The sequence below is a fragment of the Pedobacter terrae genome (genome assembly GCF_036946585.1).
In the GTDB taxonomy this organism is placed as follows: domain Bacteria; phylum Bacteroidota; class Bacteroidia; order Sphingobacteriales; family Sphingobacteriaceae; genus Pedobacter; species Pedobacter terrae_C.
On sequence record NZ_JAQIIV010000005.1, the window covers coordinates 240,173 to 259,873 of the forward strand.

A 19,701-nucleotide genomic window follows, 5' to 3' on the forward strand; every position below is an offset into this window, starting at 1 on the left:
ATTGTTGTTAGGTTAAATTAATGTTAAATCCATAGTTTAAGTATAGATTAACGTTTTAAAAAAAGCATCAAAGATTTAGGCACAATAATATTGCCTAAATCTTTTAGGGATTGAATTATTTAACTTCTATTACTTTATATTTTGGAACAAGTGTCTTCATTACCATCCAGCCAACTAGGTAAGCCACCGCACAGAAAGAGAAAACGATAAAATAACCAGCTTCTTTACCTTGGAAACCCATAAAAGTCATCTGTGTATCACCTGCATAGGTAAATAGCACACCAGAACCTTTATTGATGAAAAATGACCCTACGCCTCCTGCCATGCCGCCAATTCCGGTTACAGTGGCGATAGCCTGGCGCGGGAACATATCACTTACGGTAGTGAATATATTGGCCGACCAAGCCTGGTGTGCGGCGCCCGCAATACCAATAATAATTACCGGCAACCAGTAGGTATAGTACCCTAAAGGTTGGGCCAATAACGCTAACAAAGGGAAAAAGGCAAAAATCAACATGGATTTCATCCTGCCATCGTAAGGATTCATATTTTTCTTGCCGATAAAATAAGATGGTAACCACCCCCCAATAATCGATAACAAGGTGATTACATATAATATAAATAATGGGAAAGCACTTTCTGTACCGCTCATTTTATAAATATCTTTCAGGTAGGCTGGCGACCAAAAAAGATAAAACCACCAAACACCATCGGTCATGAATTTACCAAACGCAAAGGCCCAGGTTTGTTTAAACTTAAGGCAATCAACAAAAGATAGTTTTTTTACAGGCGATGCTGCGGTAACCGTTTCGCTAACTTGATCGAGTGCTACAATATCCTGTTGGATATAAGCTAGCTCAGCCTTACTTACCCTTGAGTGGTTTTCTGGCTTTCCATAAAGTAAGATCCAGAAAAGCATCCAGATAAAACCTAAGGCTCCAATGATAATAAACGACATTTCCCAGCCATAAGCATCGGCAATGTAAGGAATGGTAACAGGGGCTGCCAAAGCACCAACTGTTGCACCTGCATTAAAAATACTGGTAGCAAATGCACGGTCTTTTTTAGGAAAATATTCGGCTGTAGCTTTGATCGCGGCAGGAAAGTTTCCTGCCTCACCCAATGCCAGTACAAAACGGGCAAAAATAAATAGTGAAAGGCTGGTTGAAAGAATTAATGTGGTATTACCAACCGTAGAGAGTGCCTGTTTTGCATCCGCAAAACTCATGGCCCATGTGCCGGTAATGATTCCAGAAGTAGCAATACCACAAAAAGCATGGATACAAGCACCTATTGACCAGATTCCAATTGCCCAAAGGAAACCTTTTTTAGTGTCCATCCAATCAACAAAACGTCCAGCTACCAGCATTGACCCGGCATAAAAAAGTGAAAATAATGCCGTAATGGTTCCATAGTCACTATCTGTCCAATGAAATTCGGGAACAAAATAATCTTTCCATGTAAGCGAGAGTACCTGTCGATCTAAATAATTAATGGTGGTTGCAACAAATAACAGTGCACATATCGTCCATCTGTATTTGCTCATTTTGGTTTGGCTCATTTCGGTTGTGTGTGGTTAGCTATTAATGGTTATTTGGTTTGCCTGATGAGTTCGAGCGCCAGTTTGGTGTTGCCGTAAAGCTCATCATAAAGCCCTTTGCTCATTACATCTTTACTAATTAATTTGCTGCCCATCCCAACGGCACAAACCCCGGCTTTGAACCAGGTTTTTAAGTTATCGGCATTAATTTCTACACCTCCTGTTGGCATAAATAACTGCCCGGCGAAAAGATCTTTAATTGATGAAATAAATTCAGGGCCTAAAATATTTGCCGGAAAAATTTTGATCAACATGGCTTTGTGTTCTTGTGCCACGCTGATTTCGGTTGGCGTCATACAACCTGGTACCCAAAGCATGCCAATTTTATTTGCAATTTCAGCAACTTCCGGATTAACGATCGGAGCCACAATAAAATCAGTCCCGGCTTCGATAAAGGCATTGGCATCCGCAGACGTTTTAATGGTTCCTATACCCAGATAAAGATCTGGCATTTCTGCATCACGGATTTCTTTTAACTTCTTAAAGTTCGACAATGCCGACTTACCACGATTAGTATATTCGAAAACACGAACACCAGCTTTATACAAGGTACGTAATATTTCTACACTACCTGATTCGCTATCCTGATAAAAAAGTGGTAACATGCCTTGCTCTAAAATGGCATCTAAAATTTTGTGCTTGTTGCTAATCATTGTATTATTCTTTTTTCAATATCGGCTACCGTACTGGTTGTAGCGTCACTTGGAATATATAATTTATCGTATGCTGCTGCTGTTGCAAAACTTATGGTTTCTTTAGTAGATAACTGGTTATAAAAGCCATAAATCAGGCCAGCCATAAAGCAATCTCCACTACCCACTTTATCTAAAATTTCATCAGACATATATTCTTCCGAAACTGTTAATTCTTTCTCCGTGTAAATGGCGGTATAATACCGTATCCCCTTTCCATGATCGAACCTGAAAGTATTGGCAACCGCTTTACATGCCGGAAACAAACTTAATATTTCTTTAGAGGTATCAGTTGCCTGTTGCAGTAACGTTTCCTTTGCATAACCTTCTGTTGATGTTAAATCTTTATGAAGTGCAGTACCCAACATTTTATTGGCGGCCCAAACATTACCCATAATCAGGGTACAATATTGAGCCAGTTCTGGCAAAATATCAATCGGTTCCTTTCCATATTTCCAAAGCTTTGCCCTGTAGTTCAGATCAAGTGAAATGGTAATATTTTTTGCACTTGCCGCTTTTAATGCTTCCAAACAAACATCGGCAATATGCTGATTAATGGCTGGGCATATAGCGCTGAAATGAAACCAGGCTACATCTTCAAAAACTTCGTCCCAGTTTATCTGTCCAACTTTTAAATCGGCATAGGCGGAATTGGCCCGGTCATAAATTACCCCTGCATTTTTAAGGTCTTTCCCTTTAGGCAAATAGTATAAACCCAAGCGTTCACCGTGGTAAACCATAGGTGTAGTATCAATATTGCGGACATTCAGGTAATCTACAATTTCGCGGGTGACTGAATTATCGGGCACAGCCGAAAGGTAGGCCGAAGGAACATTCCACAAGGCCAAGGCAGTGGCTACATTGAGCTCGGCACCTCCCACGTAAAATGGCAATTTATTTTCTTTTAACCATGCACCATCCATATCCGGACAGATGCGTAAAAGTATTTCACCAAAGCTTAAAACTTTTTTTCCTTTTTCTGATGAAGCAAATATTTGGGTACTCATTTTTGTATCTGATCGGCATATTTCATCCTGTTTTCGGCAACCGGATGAAAATCAAAGGAAAACGATTGAAATGATTTGATTTCAATAAAATGTCCCTCTAAAGCCTGATTTTGGTTAAAATTTAAAGTAATTTTTTGCGTTAAAATACGAAATATCCTGCACAATTTTGCCCACCCATTCCAAGTCGTTAGGCAATTCGCCATTCTCTATATCTTCTCCAAACAGGTTACAAACAATCCGTCTAAAGTACTCGTGACGTGGGAAAGAAAGGAAACTGCGCGAATCGGTAAGCATACCAACCATGCGGCTTAAAAGCCCCATGTTCGACAGTGCGTTTAACTGTTTGATCATACCATCTTTTTGATCTAAAAACCACCAGGCCGAACCAAACTGTACTTTACCTGCAACGGATCCATCGTTAAAATTACCAATCATGGCGGCAATTAATTCGTTATCGGCCGGATTGAGGTTGTAAATAATGGTTTTGGCCAATTTATCCTGATTATCCAGGCGGTTTAAGAATTTAGATAGCATACGTGCCTGGCTAAAATCGCCGATCGAATCCCAGCCGGTATCAGGCCCCAGTTGTCTTAACATACGGGCATTGTTATTACGCAAAGCACCAAGGTGATATTGTTGTACCCAACCCTTTTCATGATCCCATTCTGCGAAATAAACCAACATAGCCGATTTAAATTTCAGGTTTTCTTGATACGAAATATTTTGCTTACTGCGGATCTTATCAAAGGTTGCTGCGATTTCAGCATCAGTATAGTCCTCAGCATAAATCTGCTCTAAACCATGATCAGAAACCGAACAGCCATTTGCTGCAAAGTAATCATGACGGCTTTTTAAAGCATCAATATAATCCTGAAAACTGCTGATGGTTTTATCGGCAACACTTTCCAGTTTGTCGATATATTCATTTAAACCTTTAATATCATCACTATTCATGGCCTTATCCGGACGGAAAGCAGGCAACATTTTAAGGTTAACACCTTCTCTGGCCAACTGTTGATGAAAGTTCAGGCTATCTAAAGGATCGTCTGTAGTACAAACAGCCTCAACATTCATTTTGGCCAACAAACCACGAACTGAATATTCTGGCGTTTGCAGTTTGGCTGAACATTCGTCGAAAATTTTCTGTGCCGTTTTTCCCGATAATAACTCTTCTATTCCGAAATAGCGCTGAAGCTCTAAATGTGTCCAATGATATAGTGGATTTCGTAAAGTATAGGGAACGGTTTCGGCCCATTTTTCAAATTTTTCAAAATCAGATCCTATTCCAGTGATGTATTTTTCATCCACCCCATTGGCTCGCATTGCCCTCCATTTGTAATGATCGCCCGCAAGCCAAACCTGACTGATATTGGCAAATTGCGTATTATTGGCAATCTGCTCCGGAATAAGGTGATTATGGTAATCGATAATTGGCAATGATTTTGCAAAATTGTGATACAACTTTTCAGCAGTTTTGCTTTGTAAAAGAAAATTTTCGTCTAAAAAAGATTTCATGCTATGTAATTTGAGATAAGAGGTTTGAGATAATCAAATCACTTATCTATTCCTGTTTTATTTAGCCCCCGGTCTGTGTCTCCACAGACCAGAACTCAATTTGTATTTTATCTATTTATGTTCTGTGGGGATACAGACCACGGCGATTGGGCCAAAAGACTCAAGACTTCGGACTATTGACTCTAGACTATAAACTAACCCCTCTTTTCCATGGAATAAAATCATCCTGGTTAAGCAATACGGCCTTAGGAATTACTTCGCCACTGGCTGCTCTAATGCAATATTCCAGGATATCTTCGCCCATTTGTTCGATGGTTTTTTCGCCTTCGATAACCGGACCGCAGTTGATATCGATGATATCGCTCATGCGTTTCGTTAGCGCATTGTTGGTCGATACTTTAATGGTTGGACAAACCGGGTTTCCCGTTGGCGTACCTAAACCCGTAGTAAACAAAATTAAAGTTGCGCCTGATGCAGCCTTACCCGTAGTGGCCTCTACATCATTTCCAGGCGTACAAACCAGATTTAAACCAGGTTTTGTAGCAGGTTCGGTATAATCCAAAACATCTTCAACCGGCGATGTTCCACCTTTTTTGGCTGCTCCGGTACTTTTTATGGCATCGGTAATCAAACCATCTTTAATATTACCGGGTGACGGATTCATAAAAAATCCGGAACCTACATTTTCTGCCGATTGATTGTAAGCCGTCATTAACTGGATAAACTTACGCGCGGCAGTTTCATCTTTGGTCCGGTCGATTAATTGTTGTTCTGCACCGCAAAGCTCAGGAAACTCGGCAAGGAGCACAGTACCGCCCAGGGCCACCAATAAATCTGAGGTATAGCCTACAGCAGGGTTGGCGCTGATTCCACTAAAGCCATCGCTACCACCACATTTTACACCCAACACCAATTTGCTTAAGGGCGCAGGCTGACGCTCGATTTTATTGACTTCAGTTAAACCGATAAAGGTTTTACGGATGGCTTCTTTTACCAGCTGTTCTTCGCTCTGCGATTGTTGCTGCTCAAAAACAAATAAAGGTTTATCGAAATTAGGGTTACGTTGTTTCAGGTCTTCCATAAAATCATGCACCTGCAAATTCTGGCAGCCTAAGCTTAACACGGTCACACCAGCAACATTAGGATGATCGGCATAGGCAGCTAATAACTTGCTTAATACGGCAGCATCCTGACGGGTACCACCACAACCGCCCTGATGATTTAAAAATTTAATGCCATCAACGTTTTTAAACACACGGTCAGCAGATGGATTAGCCAAACCGATAGAATCCGGATCAGCTTCACCCAAAATTTCACCGTTTTTATAAGCCTCAACCAGTTGATGTGCATATGATTTATATTTATCCGTTACTGCATAACCCAACTCGTTGTGTAAAGCCTCACGGATTACATCCAGGTTTCTGTTCTCGCAGAAAACGGTCGGAATAAACAACCAATAATTTGCAGTACCCACGCGGCCATCGCTACGGATGTAACCGTTAAAAGTCCTGCCTTCAAACTTAGCCACATCTGGTGCCTGCCACTCATAACGGTACGGACGAAATTCGAAAGGATCAGAGGCATGTTTGGTATTTTCGGTGTCCATTAATCCACCTTTAAGAATGAAGTGCTGCGCTTTTCCAACTAACACGCCATACATCATAATGTGATCGCCCGGATTCATATCCTGCATAAAAAATTTATGCTTGGCCGGGATGTCATCCTGTAAAGTATATTCCTCTCCATCGTGGATAACAGTTTCGCCTTTTGCCAGGTTTTGCAGGGCAACCAATACATTATCGTTAGGATGGATTTTTAAAATTCGAGTAACCATTTTATTTTGTTGTTTCTGAATGCAAGTTACTTAAAGTTTCTTTTGCACCCTTGTTCTGTAATAAATCAACATAAGATTTTACGGCTGAGTTAAAGCCCTGGTAATCGTTCAGGTTTTTGTCCCAAAGCCGTATATCGCCAAGCGTATGATCTACAACAGTTTCAGGATCTTTCCAATATTCATATAACACTTCCGCAAATTCATCCTGTATCGGGTAGGTTTTTCCATTTGCGATGGCCTTGTAGGTTTCGCCATCTTTATTCACATTCATGAAAAGAATATAAGCGGCTACACCTAAAGCGGTAAGCTGTGGCACCTCATTCCTCAAAGCATAATATCTCCTGATGAGTGGCATATTACGCATCTGCATTTTTGAAGTGAAATTTAACGTAATGGCTTGCCATTGGTGTTCCAAAGATGGGTTGCTAAAACGGTCAACCACGCTCTCTGCAAATGCAATTGCTTCGTTGTAGGTAATATCTTCATTCACCACAGCAGGTGCAATTTCATCTTTCATTAGTTTCAATACATTGGCCGAGAAATCTTTATTCGCCATAGCCTCTTTTACCGTATTAAAGCCTGCTAAAATGGCCAAACCGCAGCTGATCGTATGTGTACCATTAAGCAGGCGAAGTTTTAGTTCTTTAAATTTATCAATGGAAGGAACAATGAAAATGCCTTTATCTGCTTTTGCGAAAGACAATACTTCCTTCACTTTTTCGCTTGATGATTCGATTGCCCAAAGCCTGAAAGGCTCGGCCATGATCATCAGCTCATCTTCGTAACCCAGTTCGCTTTGAATGGCTTTATGTGCTGCTTTCGGAAGTTTGCCTGGCACTATCCGATCAACCAGGGTTTTACAAAAATAATTGGCTGTTTTTAACCAGTTTTCGAAATCCCAGCCCAATTTATTCTGGATAGCCAGATCGAGCAAAATTTCTTTCAGTTTATCGGCATTATCGCTGATGAGCTCTGTAGGAACGATCACCATACCGCTTTCCTCTGATCCGTTAAAGGCTTTATATCGCTCATGCAAAAAAGCAAGCAGTTTGCCTGGGTAAGATTGTGGTGGATGATCAGTAATTTTATCTTCGCTTTTTACGATGCCCACTTCTGTGGTATTTGAAATTACGACCTGCATTTCGGGCTGGTGCGCTGCTTTTAAAATTTCGGTCCAATCTTGCGAAGCCGATAAAACGCGGCTTATCGAAGCATTGATGGAGTTTTCTTCTACGCTAACACCATCTTCAATGCCTTTTACACAAAGCGTGTATAAGTTATCCTGTTTCGAAAATGCGTCAGCACCGCCATTTGCTGTAGATTTAACAACCAGCACACGACCGTTAAAAATTCCTTTCTGGTTGGCTTTATCAATAAAATAATCGGGTAAACCGCGCAGTAAAACACCAGTACCAAACTGGATTACTTTCTCTGGTAATGCTAAAATTTCGGCCGTAGGTTTTATAACCTTTTCGCCGCTAATATTTTTTAAATTTTCTTTGCTTAAAATCATTGATAATATTTTTTATAATTCTTTCGGACGATTTATAGGCTATTTATTTTCCATTTGTGCTTAACCACTTCGGGTATTCTTTTTCAATTAGTTTTTGTCCCCAGTTTCCATACCAGGCATATCCATTCCGTCTTTCAGTACTTAAGTCCTCTAATTTTGTTTTAACGGTATTATCGCGATCGCCAAAAATCGGCGTATTTTTATCAAGGTCGTAAAAGCGTGCCCAGGCAATTGCCGTAGGATCTGCAACCAAAGCCGCAGTTGTAATATTGATTTTAGGGTTTTTAGGTCTATCAAAACGGTAGCCTATAATTTTATAGCTATCGAACCATTTTACTGCTGATGTTATGGCATTTTTTTCTGCAACGGAAGGATTTTTGATCCGCATTAAAAAGCGGACAATTCCAACCGATTCGCTGGTACTCAATGAGGCTGGCTCAAAAGCCCTGGCTTTTGCGGGCAACATCGAATCTTTATCATACTGTGCAGCCCAAATGCTTAACACACCCTTTTGTTTCACCTGTGTTTTTAAAATACAATTGATGCCTTTTGCAACCGCTTTTTGTGCTTTTTCGATATAAGCAGAATTCACTACTTCAAAATTGTTTGTTTGCGTAGCAACATCCTGTAATATGTTTAGCACATTGATCATGGCATCATCGTTATAAGTAATCTCCGATCGGTAGGAAGATTGATCAGGATAATATTGTGGCCAGCCACCATTGGCATATTGTGCCGATAAAATATAATCTAAGCCTTTTTCAGCAGCAGCCAAATAAGCTTTGTTCTGCGTTTTTTTATAGGCATTTACCAGGTAAATGACTTCTCTACTGGTCGCTTTATTATCGAAAGTGGCGTGTAAATTTTTAGTTGCCTTTATTTTTGCCAACAACTCTGGCGTTATCGCTGCGCCATAGTTAACCACACTTTTATCTTCTAGTTGCTTTGGCCACCCGCCATTGCCCAATTGGTAAACCAGCATTTTATCTGCTGTAGAATCAACAGATTGTTGTGCATAACACGGTAGCAATAAAGTGCTGCACATTAGGGTTAACCATAATTTTATTCTCATCATTCTGTTTGTTTCTTGGCACGTGTTCCCACAGGCCACTATCTTATTTTTATACTATGGTAGGTATTTGCCAAGGAGACACGGATTAACACCGAAGACTTTTCTTTATTTGCCACGGTTCGCGTCTCCACGAACCATCATTATCTGTGTTCATCCATTTCATCTGTGGTTAAAAAACCCTATTCCCCCCCGCGGCACTTGCTTGATCAATCAGTTTACCAAATCATTCTACTATAGGTTGGTGTCTCCACCGACCTAAACATGTTATTCGCCATGGTTCGTGTCTCCACGAACCACTATTTATCTGTGTTCATCCACTTTATCTGTGCTTAACAAACCCTATTTATTTCCAGGCACTTGTTTAATCAACCAGTTTACCAAATCATTCGTGGCTTTAAAATTTTCAAATTCAGTAGGCAATTTTCTGCCATCAATATATTCATTATAAAACCATGGATCACCAACCGCGAAAACTGTTCCTTTGCCATATTTAGCAGTGGCAACAATCACATCACCTTTATCTGTTAAGGCAGAAACAGCCGGATTTTTAGCTACAATAGTCGATATTTCTTTGATATATACTTTTTTAGCTGTCTTGAAAATAGCATTACCATCTGGGATTTTAATTGCACCTTGTTCGAAATTCGTACCCTGAACTTTATTGCGACTATCTTCGTTAAAATGGATGCCGAAGGTTTCGGGAAGAACATTAAATTTGGAGATTTCGCAATTGCCCACATCATTTAAAAGCAGTACCAAAATGCCGCCAGCCTTTACCCAGGTTACAATTTGCTTCGCATGATCAGCATTCATGTAATTGGGATTGGTCGTTTCTTTTTCAGTATCCGGATCTACAATAATGTAAATATTACTTCCTTTTAGGTTAACTGTTGTTGGCGCAGCTTTAAGCGTATTGGTTTTTACACCAGCATCATTAAATACTTTTCCGAATAAAGAGAATCCGTTGTTATCATCTTCTTCCCATAGGTAATGGAAGGGGATTTTATCTCCGGTAGGGCCAACCATATATTCATTGTTAAAAAAATTATCAACGGTAACGGTTAAACCTTTCCCGGGTTTTGGCAGCTGATCTATTTCCATTTCAGAAGCAGCGCAGATAAATGCGCCAACACCTTTTGGATCGTTGGTGATCACCTTTTCACTGATGTAATAATCAAAGCTACCATCACGGTATTTAGGCTTTCCGCCCAAACCAGATACAGAAACAGTTTTTGTAAGGTTTACCCTTTCATCACCTGCTTTTTCAATGAACTCTTTCTTTAAACCGCCATAGCCCTTATTTGCAGCGGCCATAAAAGATGGTGCTAACCAGCCTTTACGAACTCCTTTAGCCAAGGCATATACAAACATGCTGGAAGCCGAACTTTCCAGGTAATTCCCTTTACGGGTTGGCATATCCAAAATATCAAACCAAACGCCCGATTTTGGATCCTGGTATTGTAGCACTGCCGTTGCAGTACGGTTTAAAATGGTAATTAACTCTTTTCTTTGTAGATGATTGGAGGGAAAATTATCCAGCACATCTACCAGAGCCATCATATACCAGCCCATTGCCCTGGCCCAGAAATTTGGCGAACGCCCGGTGTTTTTATCGGCCCAATGCTCTGCTCTGCTTTCATCGTAACCATGATAAATTAATCCTGTTTTAGCATCGCGGGCATTTTTCTCCATCAGGATAAATTGCTTGGCAACATCATCGAAAGCAGCATCCTTTTTCATCAGCCTGGCATACTCTGCATAAAATGGTTCGGCCATGTACAATCCATCCAGCCACATTTGGTTTGGATAAATCTTTTTATGCCAAAAACCACCTTCCCTGGTGCGCGGTTGTTTTTGCAGTTGATCGTATAACTTATTTGCTGCCAACAGGTATTTTTGCTGCCCGGTAACTTTATACAAGAGCAATAATGAGCGACCGTTTTTAATGTTATCAATATTAAAATCATCTGGCTTATACGTGGCAATATTGCCTTCTTTATCCAGATAAGCATCCATCGAACTTTGGATGTACTTAAAATATTTTCCATCGCCGGTATTGCGCCAAACGGCAGCGGCACCTTCCAACACAACCCCCATATCGTAGGTCCATTTGGGGCCTTTGGCACCTTTTAACAGCGTAGTATCCTGAAACAGCTTTTCCATCGCAGTTAAGGTTAACTGTTCAGATAATTTCTTTTGGGCAAGCCCACTTTGTGTTAAAATAGAAAAACCAATAAGTGCTATTAGGTTATGTAAGATTGATTTCTTCATTGATGCTCTTATCTTGAAATTTCCAGTGCTTTTTTATCTACTTCAGTACCTAAAACAAAAGTTGTTTTGGCTTTAGAAACAGTTGTTCCGCTAATTTTTACAGCTCTTGTTTTTTCGCCAGCAACATCAAACAGCAATTTGCTGTTGTCAGGGTATTTTAAGTTGCTGATATTAATGTTCGATCCATTCTGGATCATCACCACCGGATTGGTATTTTCTGCAATGATATTGATGTTTTTTAGAAAAATTCCGGCAGCCTCAATAATTTCGATGCCATTTTTTGCTTTGATGGTTACGTTTTCCAGGTGGATATCTTTAATGTTCATTTCTGGTAAACCTCTAAAAAATATCGCCTTTTCGGCACCATTTGCTACTACATCTTTAATATAAAAATTTTTGAACTGTGGAGTAGCTTCGGTAACTGGAACGGTAACTGTTTTAATGACCTCTCGTTTTTCGCCAGCCAAAGGAACCGGATCAACCGCCGCATAATACATATCGAACAAAATGGCCTCACCTGGAATATCGATCATGTTGATGTTGTTGATGTAAATGTTTTCGACTACGCCACCACGACCACGGGTAGTTTTAAAGCGTAAGCCAATATCAGTGCCGATAAAAGAACAATCGTACACCCAGATATTTTTTGCCCCACCACTCATTTCACTGCCGATTACGAAACCGCCATGAGCGTGGTAAACCACGTTATTTCTGACGATAACATTTTCAGTTGGTATACCCCGTTTACGGCCCGCTTCATCACGACCAGATTTGATGCAAATCCCGTCATCTCCCACATCGAAAGTGCTACCTTCAATCAATACGTTTTTACACGATTCTAAATCAACACCATCTCCATTCTGTGCAAACCAAGGATTTTTCACCTGTAAGTTTCTTAAGGTTAAATCTTCACAAAGCAAAGGATGTAAATTCCACGCTGGCGAATTTTGAAAGGTAACACCTTCTAAAAGTATTTTTTTACAGCCCGTTAAAACCAATAAATTTGGACGGAGAAAATCCTTGATATCATCATAGTCTACTGCAGTTTTGCCCGCTTCAATAACACCGGCATTTTTGATATTAGAACCTTTAACAGTTTTTTCAGATGGATACCACATTTTTCCGTCGGCTTTAACAATGCCTCCGGATGCCACGAGTTTTTTCCATTGTGTTTCGGTAAGTTTATCCTTTTTAACCACACGCCATGCACCACCATTCCCGTCGATAATCCCTGTTCCGGTAATGGCGATATTTTCGAGGTTTACACCTGAAATTGGACTCTGGTTCCGCCATGCAGGCTGACCTTCCCAATTTCCCTGTACGAGTTTGTATTGGTTAAAATCGGCCGTAAACTGTAGAATGGCATCGCGTTTAAGGTGCAGATTTACATTGCTTTTTAATTCGATAGGACCGGTTAACCATAAACCCGATGGGATTAACACAACTCCTCCGCCTTTTTGACTAACGCTAGCGATGGTTTTATTAATGCTTTCTGTATTTAAGGTAATGCCATCACCCTTTGCGCCAAAACTTACAATGTTCGTTGTATCTTTTTTAAATTTAACCTGCTGAATAATGGGTAAACTTTGCTTTTGTTGCGCCATGGCAGAACTAACTGCTGATAAAGCTAAACATGCGAGAGCTACTTTAATGTGGCATAAACGACCAGAAATATGTTTCATTATTTGCGCTGTTAAATTATACTTGGTTATTGTAATAACAAGTGTACGTTGTTTACCGCTAAAATAGAAGAGAAATCTATGCAATCGTTGCCGGAAAATCAGGAAAAATGACCACTACAAACAGGCAGTTAAACACAGTATATCAAGCATTTAAACTTTTATTTCGCTTCCGGATTCCATCCATGGAAAACGTTTTCTAAAATATAGGTCTTATATTCTTCATCTGTTAATTGATGCGACCATTTTATCCTGCTTTTAGGGTCGGCACCCTTTCCCGTACTTTTATATTCAGCATAATAAGCTGTTTTCTCATTGCTTTCTTTGCCCCAGTTATTCCAGCCTTCGGGGCGGATCAATTCGGGCAGTTCACAATTGAGATAGGCCACTTTTGCATAAGGCCTCCAGGGGCGGCCCAAATAAAAACTATTGGCTGGCGCATCACCCTTAATTTTACATTTGTTGAGAATATAACCAAATTTTGTGGTATCAGCAGTTGACGCAGCCGTAATAAAACCTGCTTTTTTGCAAAAAATGGTACAGCTTTCGAACCAGGCCGTCGAGGCTCCGAAAATGAAATCAACCGTACCTTCAATATAGCAGTTTTTATAGTACTGGCGGTTGCTTGCCCCGTAAGTATAAAGTGTATCCTGAAAGCCCAAAAATCTGCAATTGGTAAAAATTAATTTGTCGCCACCCGCCCAAACGGCTACAGCTTGTCCCACAGGGCCAGATGAATTTTGGAAAGTGATGTTCTCTGCAGAAAAGCTTTCGCCATAGATGTAAAAGCTTGATGAACCAGATGTGCCTTTTTCTTCGCCGAAAATATTCTTTTTTCGGGCGTAGTCATCATAGGTTAAAATGGTTTCATTTAAACTTTCGCCAATAAATTTTACATTTCTTTTGGAGGCGGCCAATATTAATTTTTCTTTATAAATACCTTTTTTGATCAAGATTACGGTTGTTTTGTTCCTAAAATCAGGCACCGCATGGATAGCCTCCTGTACGGTTTTAAAATTTCCGCTTCCATCTGTAGCCACAATAAAATCGGGTTTAACATCAGCGGCATTTGCAACAAACGAAAATGCGAGCAGCAAGAATAAGGTGATGGCTTTCATATCAATTCGGTTAGACTAAAACTAAAATCGGCCGCGTAAAAGGATAAACTTCATTACGCAGCCGTATTCTAAAAATATATGATGAACAATTTTAAACATTAAAATGCACCGGAAAGAAGTTTTTTAAAAATTAAACATTGCAAACGATGTCGGGAACGATTGCATAGTATCAGGCTATCAAAAGCTTATTTTTTATAATCTAATCTGATGAAATATCATCATTCCGACGGTAATTTATTGAACAAAAATCAATATGAGTAATGCTTTTTCTTTACCGCCGGTCTTGCCTCGGCTCACCGCCGCCGAAGGGCTCTTTCTTTTTGGCATCAAAAAGAAACAAAACCGAGGCATTGCCTAGTTCATTAATACAAGTAAAAACAACAGACAACCATTAATAAAATGCCGCTCAAAATTTTTCTTTCAAAGCCAGTAGTATGGCTTGTTCATTGCAGCCCGAAAAATTTGTCAGGCCGGATTGAAGTTGAACGGAGATATGGTGCTATGGCCAAGCCGGATGGTAATGCTAAGCTATTAAATTTTAATTAATGACGACCTGTGAATAAGATAAGAGAACTATAATTCTTCAGAACTTTTTGGCAAATGTTCGTACTCACCTTTCCAGGCATAAAAGCCGAATATCATCAATCCCAAACTAATTGGGAGGAAAATGAACAGGATAATTGCCCACTGCAATATGGTATTGGTACGTTCAATATCCGTATGGGTCAAGCCTACTTTATCTATCGCCTGGATAAACAAAAATGTTATTGTTAATGGTCCCAAAACCATCCAAACCAAGCCTAAAAATTTCTTTAACGTTTTCATTTTATTAGTCGTTAATTTTTTCGTCTCTTTTATTTGATAAATAAATTGTGCCAATAACCAAACTTAGCGCCGCTATCCCTATCGGATACCAAAGACCGGATAAGGGTGTTGAAACTGAAAAACTTGCAATTAATGTAGCGATAAAGGGCACAAGTCCTCCAAAAACACCATTGCCGATATGGTAGGGCAACGACATAGAAGTATACCTGATTTTGGTAGGGAATAATTCAACCAGGAAAGTAGCTATTGGCCCATAAACCATGGTGACCAACAAAATTTGGAAGAAGATCAATCCAACAAATTTCCAGAATACAGGGGTTGGCAAAACTTTATCTTTTATGACTTCCTTGCCTAAAAGAATCCCTTTCGTAGCAGAAATGGTATCTGTTTGCATCCTATTAAAGGAAGCTCCATTTTTAAGGATTATTTTAGTAGAAACTGTTCGTAAACTATCAGTTAAATTTTCCATTAAAATAGTAGTTGCCGGAAATGGTGCAGCAGATAAAATATCAGCCTGTTCAATTTTGTTATAATCGGTATCATTTAAAAAGATTTGATAGATTGGCCGGTAAAATAGAATGCCCAAAAGCATACCGCTTAACATGATCCACTTACGTCCCACTTTATCACTCCAGGCACCAAAAACCACAAAAAAAGGAGTAGCAAAAGCGATTCCCCAGAGTAAAATATACCGCGAATCATTAAAATCCAGCTTACAGGTATTCTCCAAAAAAGATTGTGCATAAAATTGTCCGGTGTACCAGATTACGCCCTGGCCCATTGTGGCGCCAAACAATGCCAAGAGTACCATTTTAAAATTAGCCTTATTGTTAAAACTCTCTTTTAGTGGATTTTTGGAGATATTTCCTTCGGCCTTCAATTTAGAAAACAGGGGCGATTCGTGCATTTTCATGCGGATATAAATCGATACCAGAACCAGCACAATCGACAACAGGAAAGGGATTCTCCAACCCCAATTACCAAATGTTTCGGCACCCAGGATATTTTTCGTAATAACGATAATCCCTAAAGAAAGGAATAAACCCAAAGTTGCAGTAGTCTGGATCCAGCTGGTAAAAAAGCCGCGTTTGTTTTTTGGTGCATGCTCTGCAACATAGGTAGCTGCACCACCATACTCACCACCTAAAGCCAAACCCTGGATTAACCTTAAGATTAAAACCAAAATTGGCGCCGCATAACCAATGCTTTTGTATGATGGGATTAAACCGATAAAAAATGTCGATCCACCCATGAGCACCAAAGTGAGTAGAAAAGTATACTTACGACCAATTAAATCACCAAGCCTGCCAAAAACCAATGCGCCAAATGGACGAACAATAAAGCCCGCTGCAAAAATAGCCAGGGTGTTGATCAAAGCTGATGCACCTGCATCTTCTGGAAATAACTGATGACCAATGATCACCGCAAGGCTACCAAAAATGTAAAAATCATACCATTCAATCAACGTACCCAGAGAGGATGCACCGATTACTTTAAAAATATTATTCTTGGGTAAATTATCGCTCATAAATGTTCAGGAATATTTGGTTTACCAAGATAAACATTTGCACTCATAAATGGCAATCTGTAATGTTTGTCGCTTAATTAGTTACATCATCAAACATTTTGGCTTTAGTTTTGTAATTTCATCCAGAACTCATTCATTTCCGTCATATTATATGCTGTTAATACAAAATATCAGATTAAGTAGAATTTTAAGAAATACATGGCACATTGATCTGATCATGATTGCCTCTTGCACCGCAGCTTATTTTATACGCGCTTACTTAATTGCGCATCACTTTTCGATTCCATCCATTATTCCAACGGTTTTGGGTACAGCTATTGCTTTTTTTTATCGGTTTTAATAATAACCAGGCTTATGATAGATGGTGGGAAGCCCGAAAAGTATGGGGAGCCCTGGTAAATGATTCACGCTCCTATGCAAGAGCTTTAATTAATTATGTTGATGAGGATGAAGAAAGCGTAAAACGAATGGTTTACAGACATATTGCCTTTTTATATGCCTTAAAAGCCAGTTTGAGGGGAGCGGTAGATGAAATCTACACCAAATATTTAAACGAAGCAGATTTACAGGAGATAAAAAAACATAACAATAAGCATAACGCCCTTTTAAGTATCCAATCAAGGGATTTGCAGAAATTATCAAAATCAAATGCCATTGATGGCTTTCGTTTTATCGAAATAAATGAAATGCTTACCAGGTTTTCGGATTCAATGGGTATGAGCGAGCGTATTAAAAACACCATTTTTCCTACTACTTATTCTTACCTGACAAAGGTATTTATCTGGTTGTTTGTGGTTACATTTACCCTGGTAATCAGTCAGGATGCAGGGCCAGCAGCCATATTTTTAGGCTGGTTAATCGGTTTCGTATTTGTATCTACCCAGATTAATGGAATGAGCCTTGTTAACCCTTTTGAAAACAATTCGGCAGGTGTTCCGCTAAATCAAATTACCAGGACGATCGAGATCAATCTGTTGCAAATGTTAGAAGAAGAAGAGATTCCAGAGCCTGTTAAACCTATAAATGATGAATACGTTCTTTAAAATTCAGGTCTTCTTACAGCATTCCTGCTAATCGTTTAACACCGCTTTTAGTTTTTCTTCAAAAAGAGTCGATTTAGCTCTAAATTGTGGATCAGAAAAGGAAATATTGGCTGTGGCATAAATAATCTTTCCATCTTTTCCAACCAATACATTCGATGGAAAACCATGATTAATATTTAGTTTTCTGATCTCATCTTTATTTAACGATACAATTTCGTACTTGTAGCCGTTCCGTTTTTGAAATCGTTTGGCCCTGGCAGGGTTGTCATGGGTAATACCAATAAACCAAACACCCCTCTTACTATATTTATCCACCAACGTGTTTAATTCGGGCATTTCGGCTAGGCAAGGAGGGCATTTTTCGAACCAGAAGTTAATTACCACCACCTGGTTTTTTAAATTGATATTGGAAAATGGCTTTTTATTAATCGTTACACCACTAAAAGAAGGTAAATTTTTACCAATCAAATCTTCGAAAAAAGTTTCCTGCGTAGCCCATTTAACTGGCGCATCTTGAGCCAGTGATTTAAAAGAAAAAATATTTAACAGCATGATCAGGTAAATTTTCATCAGCGTTAAATATAAAAAAAGTCCTACCATTACGGCAGGACTTCAAAATTTGTTTGGTTTAGAAAATCTTATTTAAAGGTTATAGAGCCATATTCAGATTTAATGGATACGTTTGCGGCACCACCGCTACCGATTTTGCCCGTATATTTTTTAGTTTCATCATCCTTACTCACCAAACTTGATGTTACATTTGAACCATATTTAAAGCCGGCATATGAAGTAGAAACATTGAAATTACCACTATAACGGTCTGCAAAACCCAATCCAATGCTTGCGTATTCACCTCCGAAAGTGAAGTTTTTACAGGATGGAGTAATCTCATTTACATTTAAGCGGTTATAATCCATTTTGATAGTCGCGTCGCCATTCAACGTACCTAAAGTAACGTTTGAATATTCTGCGTTGACTGCAATTTTACCTGCTGACGCAATATTTAAATCGCCGTAAGCTTGTTTCACTACCGCATTGCCCTTTACCGTATTGATGTTTACTTTGGCATATTCGGCATTCAATAGCAAGTTGCCGCCTATAGTGCCAACCGTTAATCCTTTGCCATATTCTACTTTGATATCTGCAGATCTTCTGATGGTATTGATGTTTACGGCTACGTATTCAGCAACGAGTTCTAAAGTTCCTACAGCGCCAATAGTGACAGGCCCGTTATATTCGTGCTTAATTACCGCAGCATTTAAATCCTGAATATCACATTTCCCATACTGAACATTAATGTAGTTATTGGTATTGCTTAAGTTTCCTGCTATAAGATTGCCGTATTCGACTTTTAATGAGGTTGGACCTGCAAAATTACCCATTTCAACATTCCCATATTGTTGTAGCACGGTTAAAGGATTTACTGCTGGCATAAATACCGTATAATTTACCTTTACTTCCCTTCGCCAGGTAGTTACACCATTTTTTATCCCCCGCCCATAACGTCCGTTTCTATCGCCCATGTTGGTTTTGAAAGAAACCACATCTCCATTTTTAGTAGCATCTATACTCACACCATCAATTAATTTCTGTACATCACTATCTGAGTTAGCAAAGGCTTTAATGTCTACATCCACACGCACCTCTTTTTTATCCCAGGTTTTAATTACGATAGATCCGAACTGGTTATTCAAACTCACCTTATCATTTCTATCAACATTAAAACTCTTGCTGAATGATTTTGCACGTTCGGCATCTCCACCTGTTTGCCTGTAGGTAGAAGTGTTGACCATCGCAATCATTGATGATTTTTCTATATTACCTACAATTACTTTCTCTGATGAACTATTTACCACTGCTTCCTGCGCCCTGGTTTTTACGGCAATCAAAGCCCAAAAGGCTAAAAATATTTTTATTGTTTTCATGTTGTTAAATATTAAACACCTATACACTTAAAACCTGCCGGCTGGCTATAAGCTTTCGATGTAGTGAGCGTTTCCCTCT

Annotated in this window: 15 protein-coding genes; 1 reads left to right on the forward strand and 14 read right to left on the reverse strand. The window is 39.4% G+C overall.

Features of this window, described 5'->3' with window-relative positions; all coding sequences use genetic code 11:
* Nucleotides 1-115: 115 nt before the first annotated feature.
* The 12 genes from PGN18_RS10105 to PGN18_RS10160 form a co-directional block, all read right to left on the reverse strand.
* The gene (locus PGN18_RS10105; protein ID WP_335319369.1) at nt 116-1,561 is read right to left on the reverse strand and encodes an MFS transporter; all 1,446 of its coding nucleotides are present in this window, start codon (nt 1,559-1,561) and stop codon (nt 116-118) included.
* 29 nt (nt 1,562-1,590) lie between these two features.
* Nucleotides 1,591-2,253, reverse strand: a complete 663-nt coding sequence (locus tag PGN18_RS10110) for a bifunctional 4-hydroxy-2-oxoglutarate aldolase/2-dehydro-3-deoxy-phosphogluconate aldolase (protein ID WP_335319370.1) — start codon at nt 2,251-2,253, stop codon at nt 1,591-1,593.
* Nucleotides 2,250-3,299 (reverse strand): sugar kinase, encoded by a 1,050-nt coding sequence (locus PGN18_RS10115; RefSeq protein ID WP_335319371.1) that lies wholly within the window; start codon nt 3,297-3,299, stop codon nt 2,250-2,252. Before PGN18_RS10115 ends, PGN18_RS10110 begins: the two co-directional genes overlap by 4 nt.
* Nucleotides 3,300-3,413: 114 nt before the next feature.
* On the reverse strand, nt 3,414-4,814 hold the full coding sequence (uxaC, locus tag PGN18_RS10120; RefSeq protein ID WP_335319372.1) for a glucuronate isomerase: 1,401 nt from the start codon (nt 4,812-4,814) through the stop codon (nt 3,414-3,416).
* A 187-nt stretch (nt 4,815-5,001) separates the two neighbouring features.
* A complete protein-coding gene (locus tag PGN18_RS10125; protein WP_335319373.1) occupies nt 5,002-6,648 on the reverse strand; it encodes a UxaA family hydrolase in 1,647 nt (548 codons plus the stop codon).
* Between the two features lies 1 nt (nt 6,649).
* The gene (locus PGN18_RS10130) at nt 6,650-8,161 is read right to left on the reverse strand and encodes a tagaturonate reductase (RefSeq protein ID WP_335319374.1); all 1,512 of its coding nucleotides are present in this window, start codon (nt 8,159-8,161) and stop codon (nt 6,650-6,652) included.
* Nucleotides 8,162-8,204: 43 nt separating this feature from the next.
* Complete coding sequence (gene pelA / locus PGN18_RS10135; protein WP_335319375.1) at nt 8,205-9,236, reverse strand: pectate lyase; 1,032 nt, start codon at nt 9,234-9,236, stop codon at nt 8,205-8,207.
* Nucleotides 9,237-9,572: 336 nt separating this feature from the next.
* Complete coding sequence (locus tag PGN18_RS10140; protein ID WP_335319376.1) at nt 9,573-11,504, reverse strand: glycoside hydrolase family 88 protein; 1,932 nt, start codon at nt 11,502-11,504, stop codon at nt 9,573-9,575.
* Nucleotides 11,505-11,512: 8 nt separating this feature from the next.
* The gene (locus PGN18_RS10145) at nt 11,513-13,186 is read right to left on the reverse strand and encodes a glycoside hydrolase family 28 protein (protein WP_335319377.1); all 1,674 of its coding nucleotides are present in this window, start codon (nt 13,184-13,186) and stop codon (nt 11,513-11,515) included.
* Nucleotides 13,187-13,344: 158 nt separating this feature from the next.
* A complete protein-coding gene (locus PGN18_RS10150; RefSeq protein ID WP_335319378.1) occupies nt 13,345-14,301 on the reverse strand; it encodes a pectinesterase family protein in 957 nt (318 codons plus the stop codon).
* 573 nt (nt 14,302-14,874) lie between these two features.
* Nucleotides 14,875-15,126, reverse strand: a complete 252-nt coding sequence (locus PGN18_RS10155) for a DUF6814 family protein (RefSeq protein ID WP_335319379.1) — start codon at nt 15,124-15,126, stop codon at nt 14,875-14,877.
* 4 nt (nt 15,127-15,130) lie between these two features.
* On the reverse strand, nt 15,131-16,654 hold the full coding sequence (locus PGN18_RS10160; protein ID WP_335319380.1) for an MFS transporter: 1,524 nt from the start codon (nt 16,652-16,654) through the stop codon (nt 15,131-15,133).
* A 317-nt stretch (nt 16,655-16,971) separates the two neighbouring features.
* Between PGN18_RS10160 and PGN18_RS10165 the strand changes: the two genes are divergently transcribed.
* A complete protein-coding gene (locus PGN18_RS10165) occupies nt 16,972-17,697 on the forward strand; it encodes a bestrophin family protein (RefSeq protein WP_335319381.1) in 726 nt (241 codons plus the stop codon).
* Nucleotides 17,698-17,724: 27 nt separating this feature from the next.
* Here PGN18_RS10165 and PGN18_RS10170 read toward each other — a convergent pair whose 3' ends face one another.
* Together PGN18_RS10170 and PGN18_RS10175 are read right to left on the reverse strand one after the other, a co-directional pair.
* Nucleotides 17,725-18,267 (reverse strand): TlpA family protein disulfide reductase, encoded by a 543-nt coding sequence (locus PGN18_RS10170; RefSeq protein ID WP_335319382.1) that lies wholly within the window; start codon nt 18,265-18,267, stop codon nt 17,725-17,727.
* Between the two features lie 68 nt (nt 18,268-18,335).
* Nucleotides 18,336-19,622, reverse strand: coding sequence for a hypothetical protein (locus PGN18_RS10175; RefSeq protein WP_335319383.1), 1,287 nt, complete (start codon nt 19,620-19,622; stop codon nt 18,336-18,338).
* Between the last annotated feature and the right edge of the window lie 79 nt (nt 19,623-19,701).

Coding starts and splice junctions, on each gene's coding strand:
- PGN18_RS10105 (WP_335319369.1), bottom strand. CDS start 1,561: ATGAGCCAAACCAAAATGAGCAAATACAGATGGACGATATGTGCACTG.
- PGN18_RS10110 (WP_335319370.1), bottom strand. CDS start 2,253: ATGATTAGCAACAAGCACAAAATTTTAGATGCCATTTTAGAGCAAGGC.
- PGN18_RS10115 (WP_335319371.1), bottom strand. CDS start 3,299: ATGAGTACCCAAATATTTGCTTCATCAGAAAAAGGAAAAAAAGTTTTA.
- uxaC (WP_335319372.1), bottom strand. CDS start 4,814: ATGAAATCTTTTTTAGACGAAAATTTTCTTTTACAAAGCAAAACTGCT.
- PGN18_RS10125 (WP_335319373.1), bottom strand. CDS start 6,648: ATGGTTACTCGAATTTTAAAAATCCATCCTAACGATAATGTATTGGTT.
- PGN18_RS10130 (WP_335319374.1), bottom strand. CDS start 8,161: ATGATTTTAAGCAAAGAAAATTTAAAAAATATTAGCGGCGAAAAGGTT.
- pelA (WP_335319375.1), bottom strand. CDS start 9,236: ATGATGAGAATAAAATTATGGTTAACCCTAATGTGCAGCACTTTATTG.
- PGN18_RS10140 (WP_335319376.1), bottom strand. CDS start 11,504: ATGAAGAAATCAATCTTACATAACCTAATAGCACTTATTGGTTTTTCT.
- PGN18_RS10145 (WP_335319377.1), bottom strand. CDS start 13,186: ATGAAACATATTTCTGGTCGTTTATGCCACATTAAAGTAGCTCTCGCA.
- PGN18_RS10150 (WP_335319378.1), bottom strand. CDS start 14,301: ATGAAAGCCATCACCTTATTCTTGCTGCTCGCATTTTCGTTTGTTGCA.
- PGN18_RS10155 (WP_335319379.1), bottom strand. CDS start 15,126: ATGAAAACGTTAAAGAAATTTTTAGGCTTGGTTTGGATGGTTTTGGGA.
- PGN18_RS10160 (WP_335319380.1), bottom strand. CDS start 16,654: ATGAGCGATAATTTACCCAAGAATAATATTTTTAAAGTAATCGGTGCA.
- PGN18_RS10170 (WP_335319382.1), bottom strand. CDS start 18,267: ATGAAAATTTACCTGATCATGCTGTTAAATATTTTTTCTTTTAAATCA.
- PGN18_RS10175 (WP_335319383.1), bottom strand. CDS start 19,622: ATGAAAACAATAAAAATATTTTTAGCCTTTTGGGCTTTGATTGCCGTA.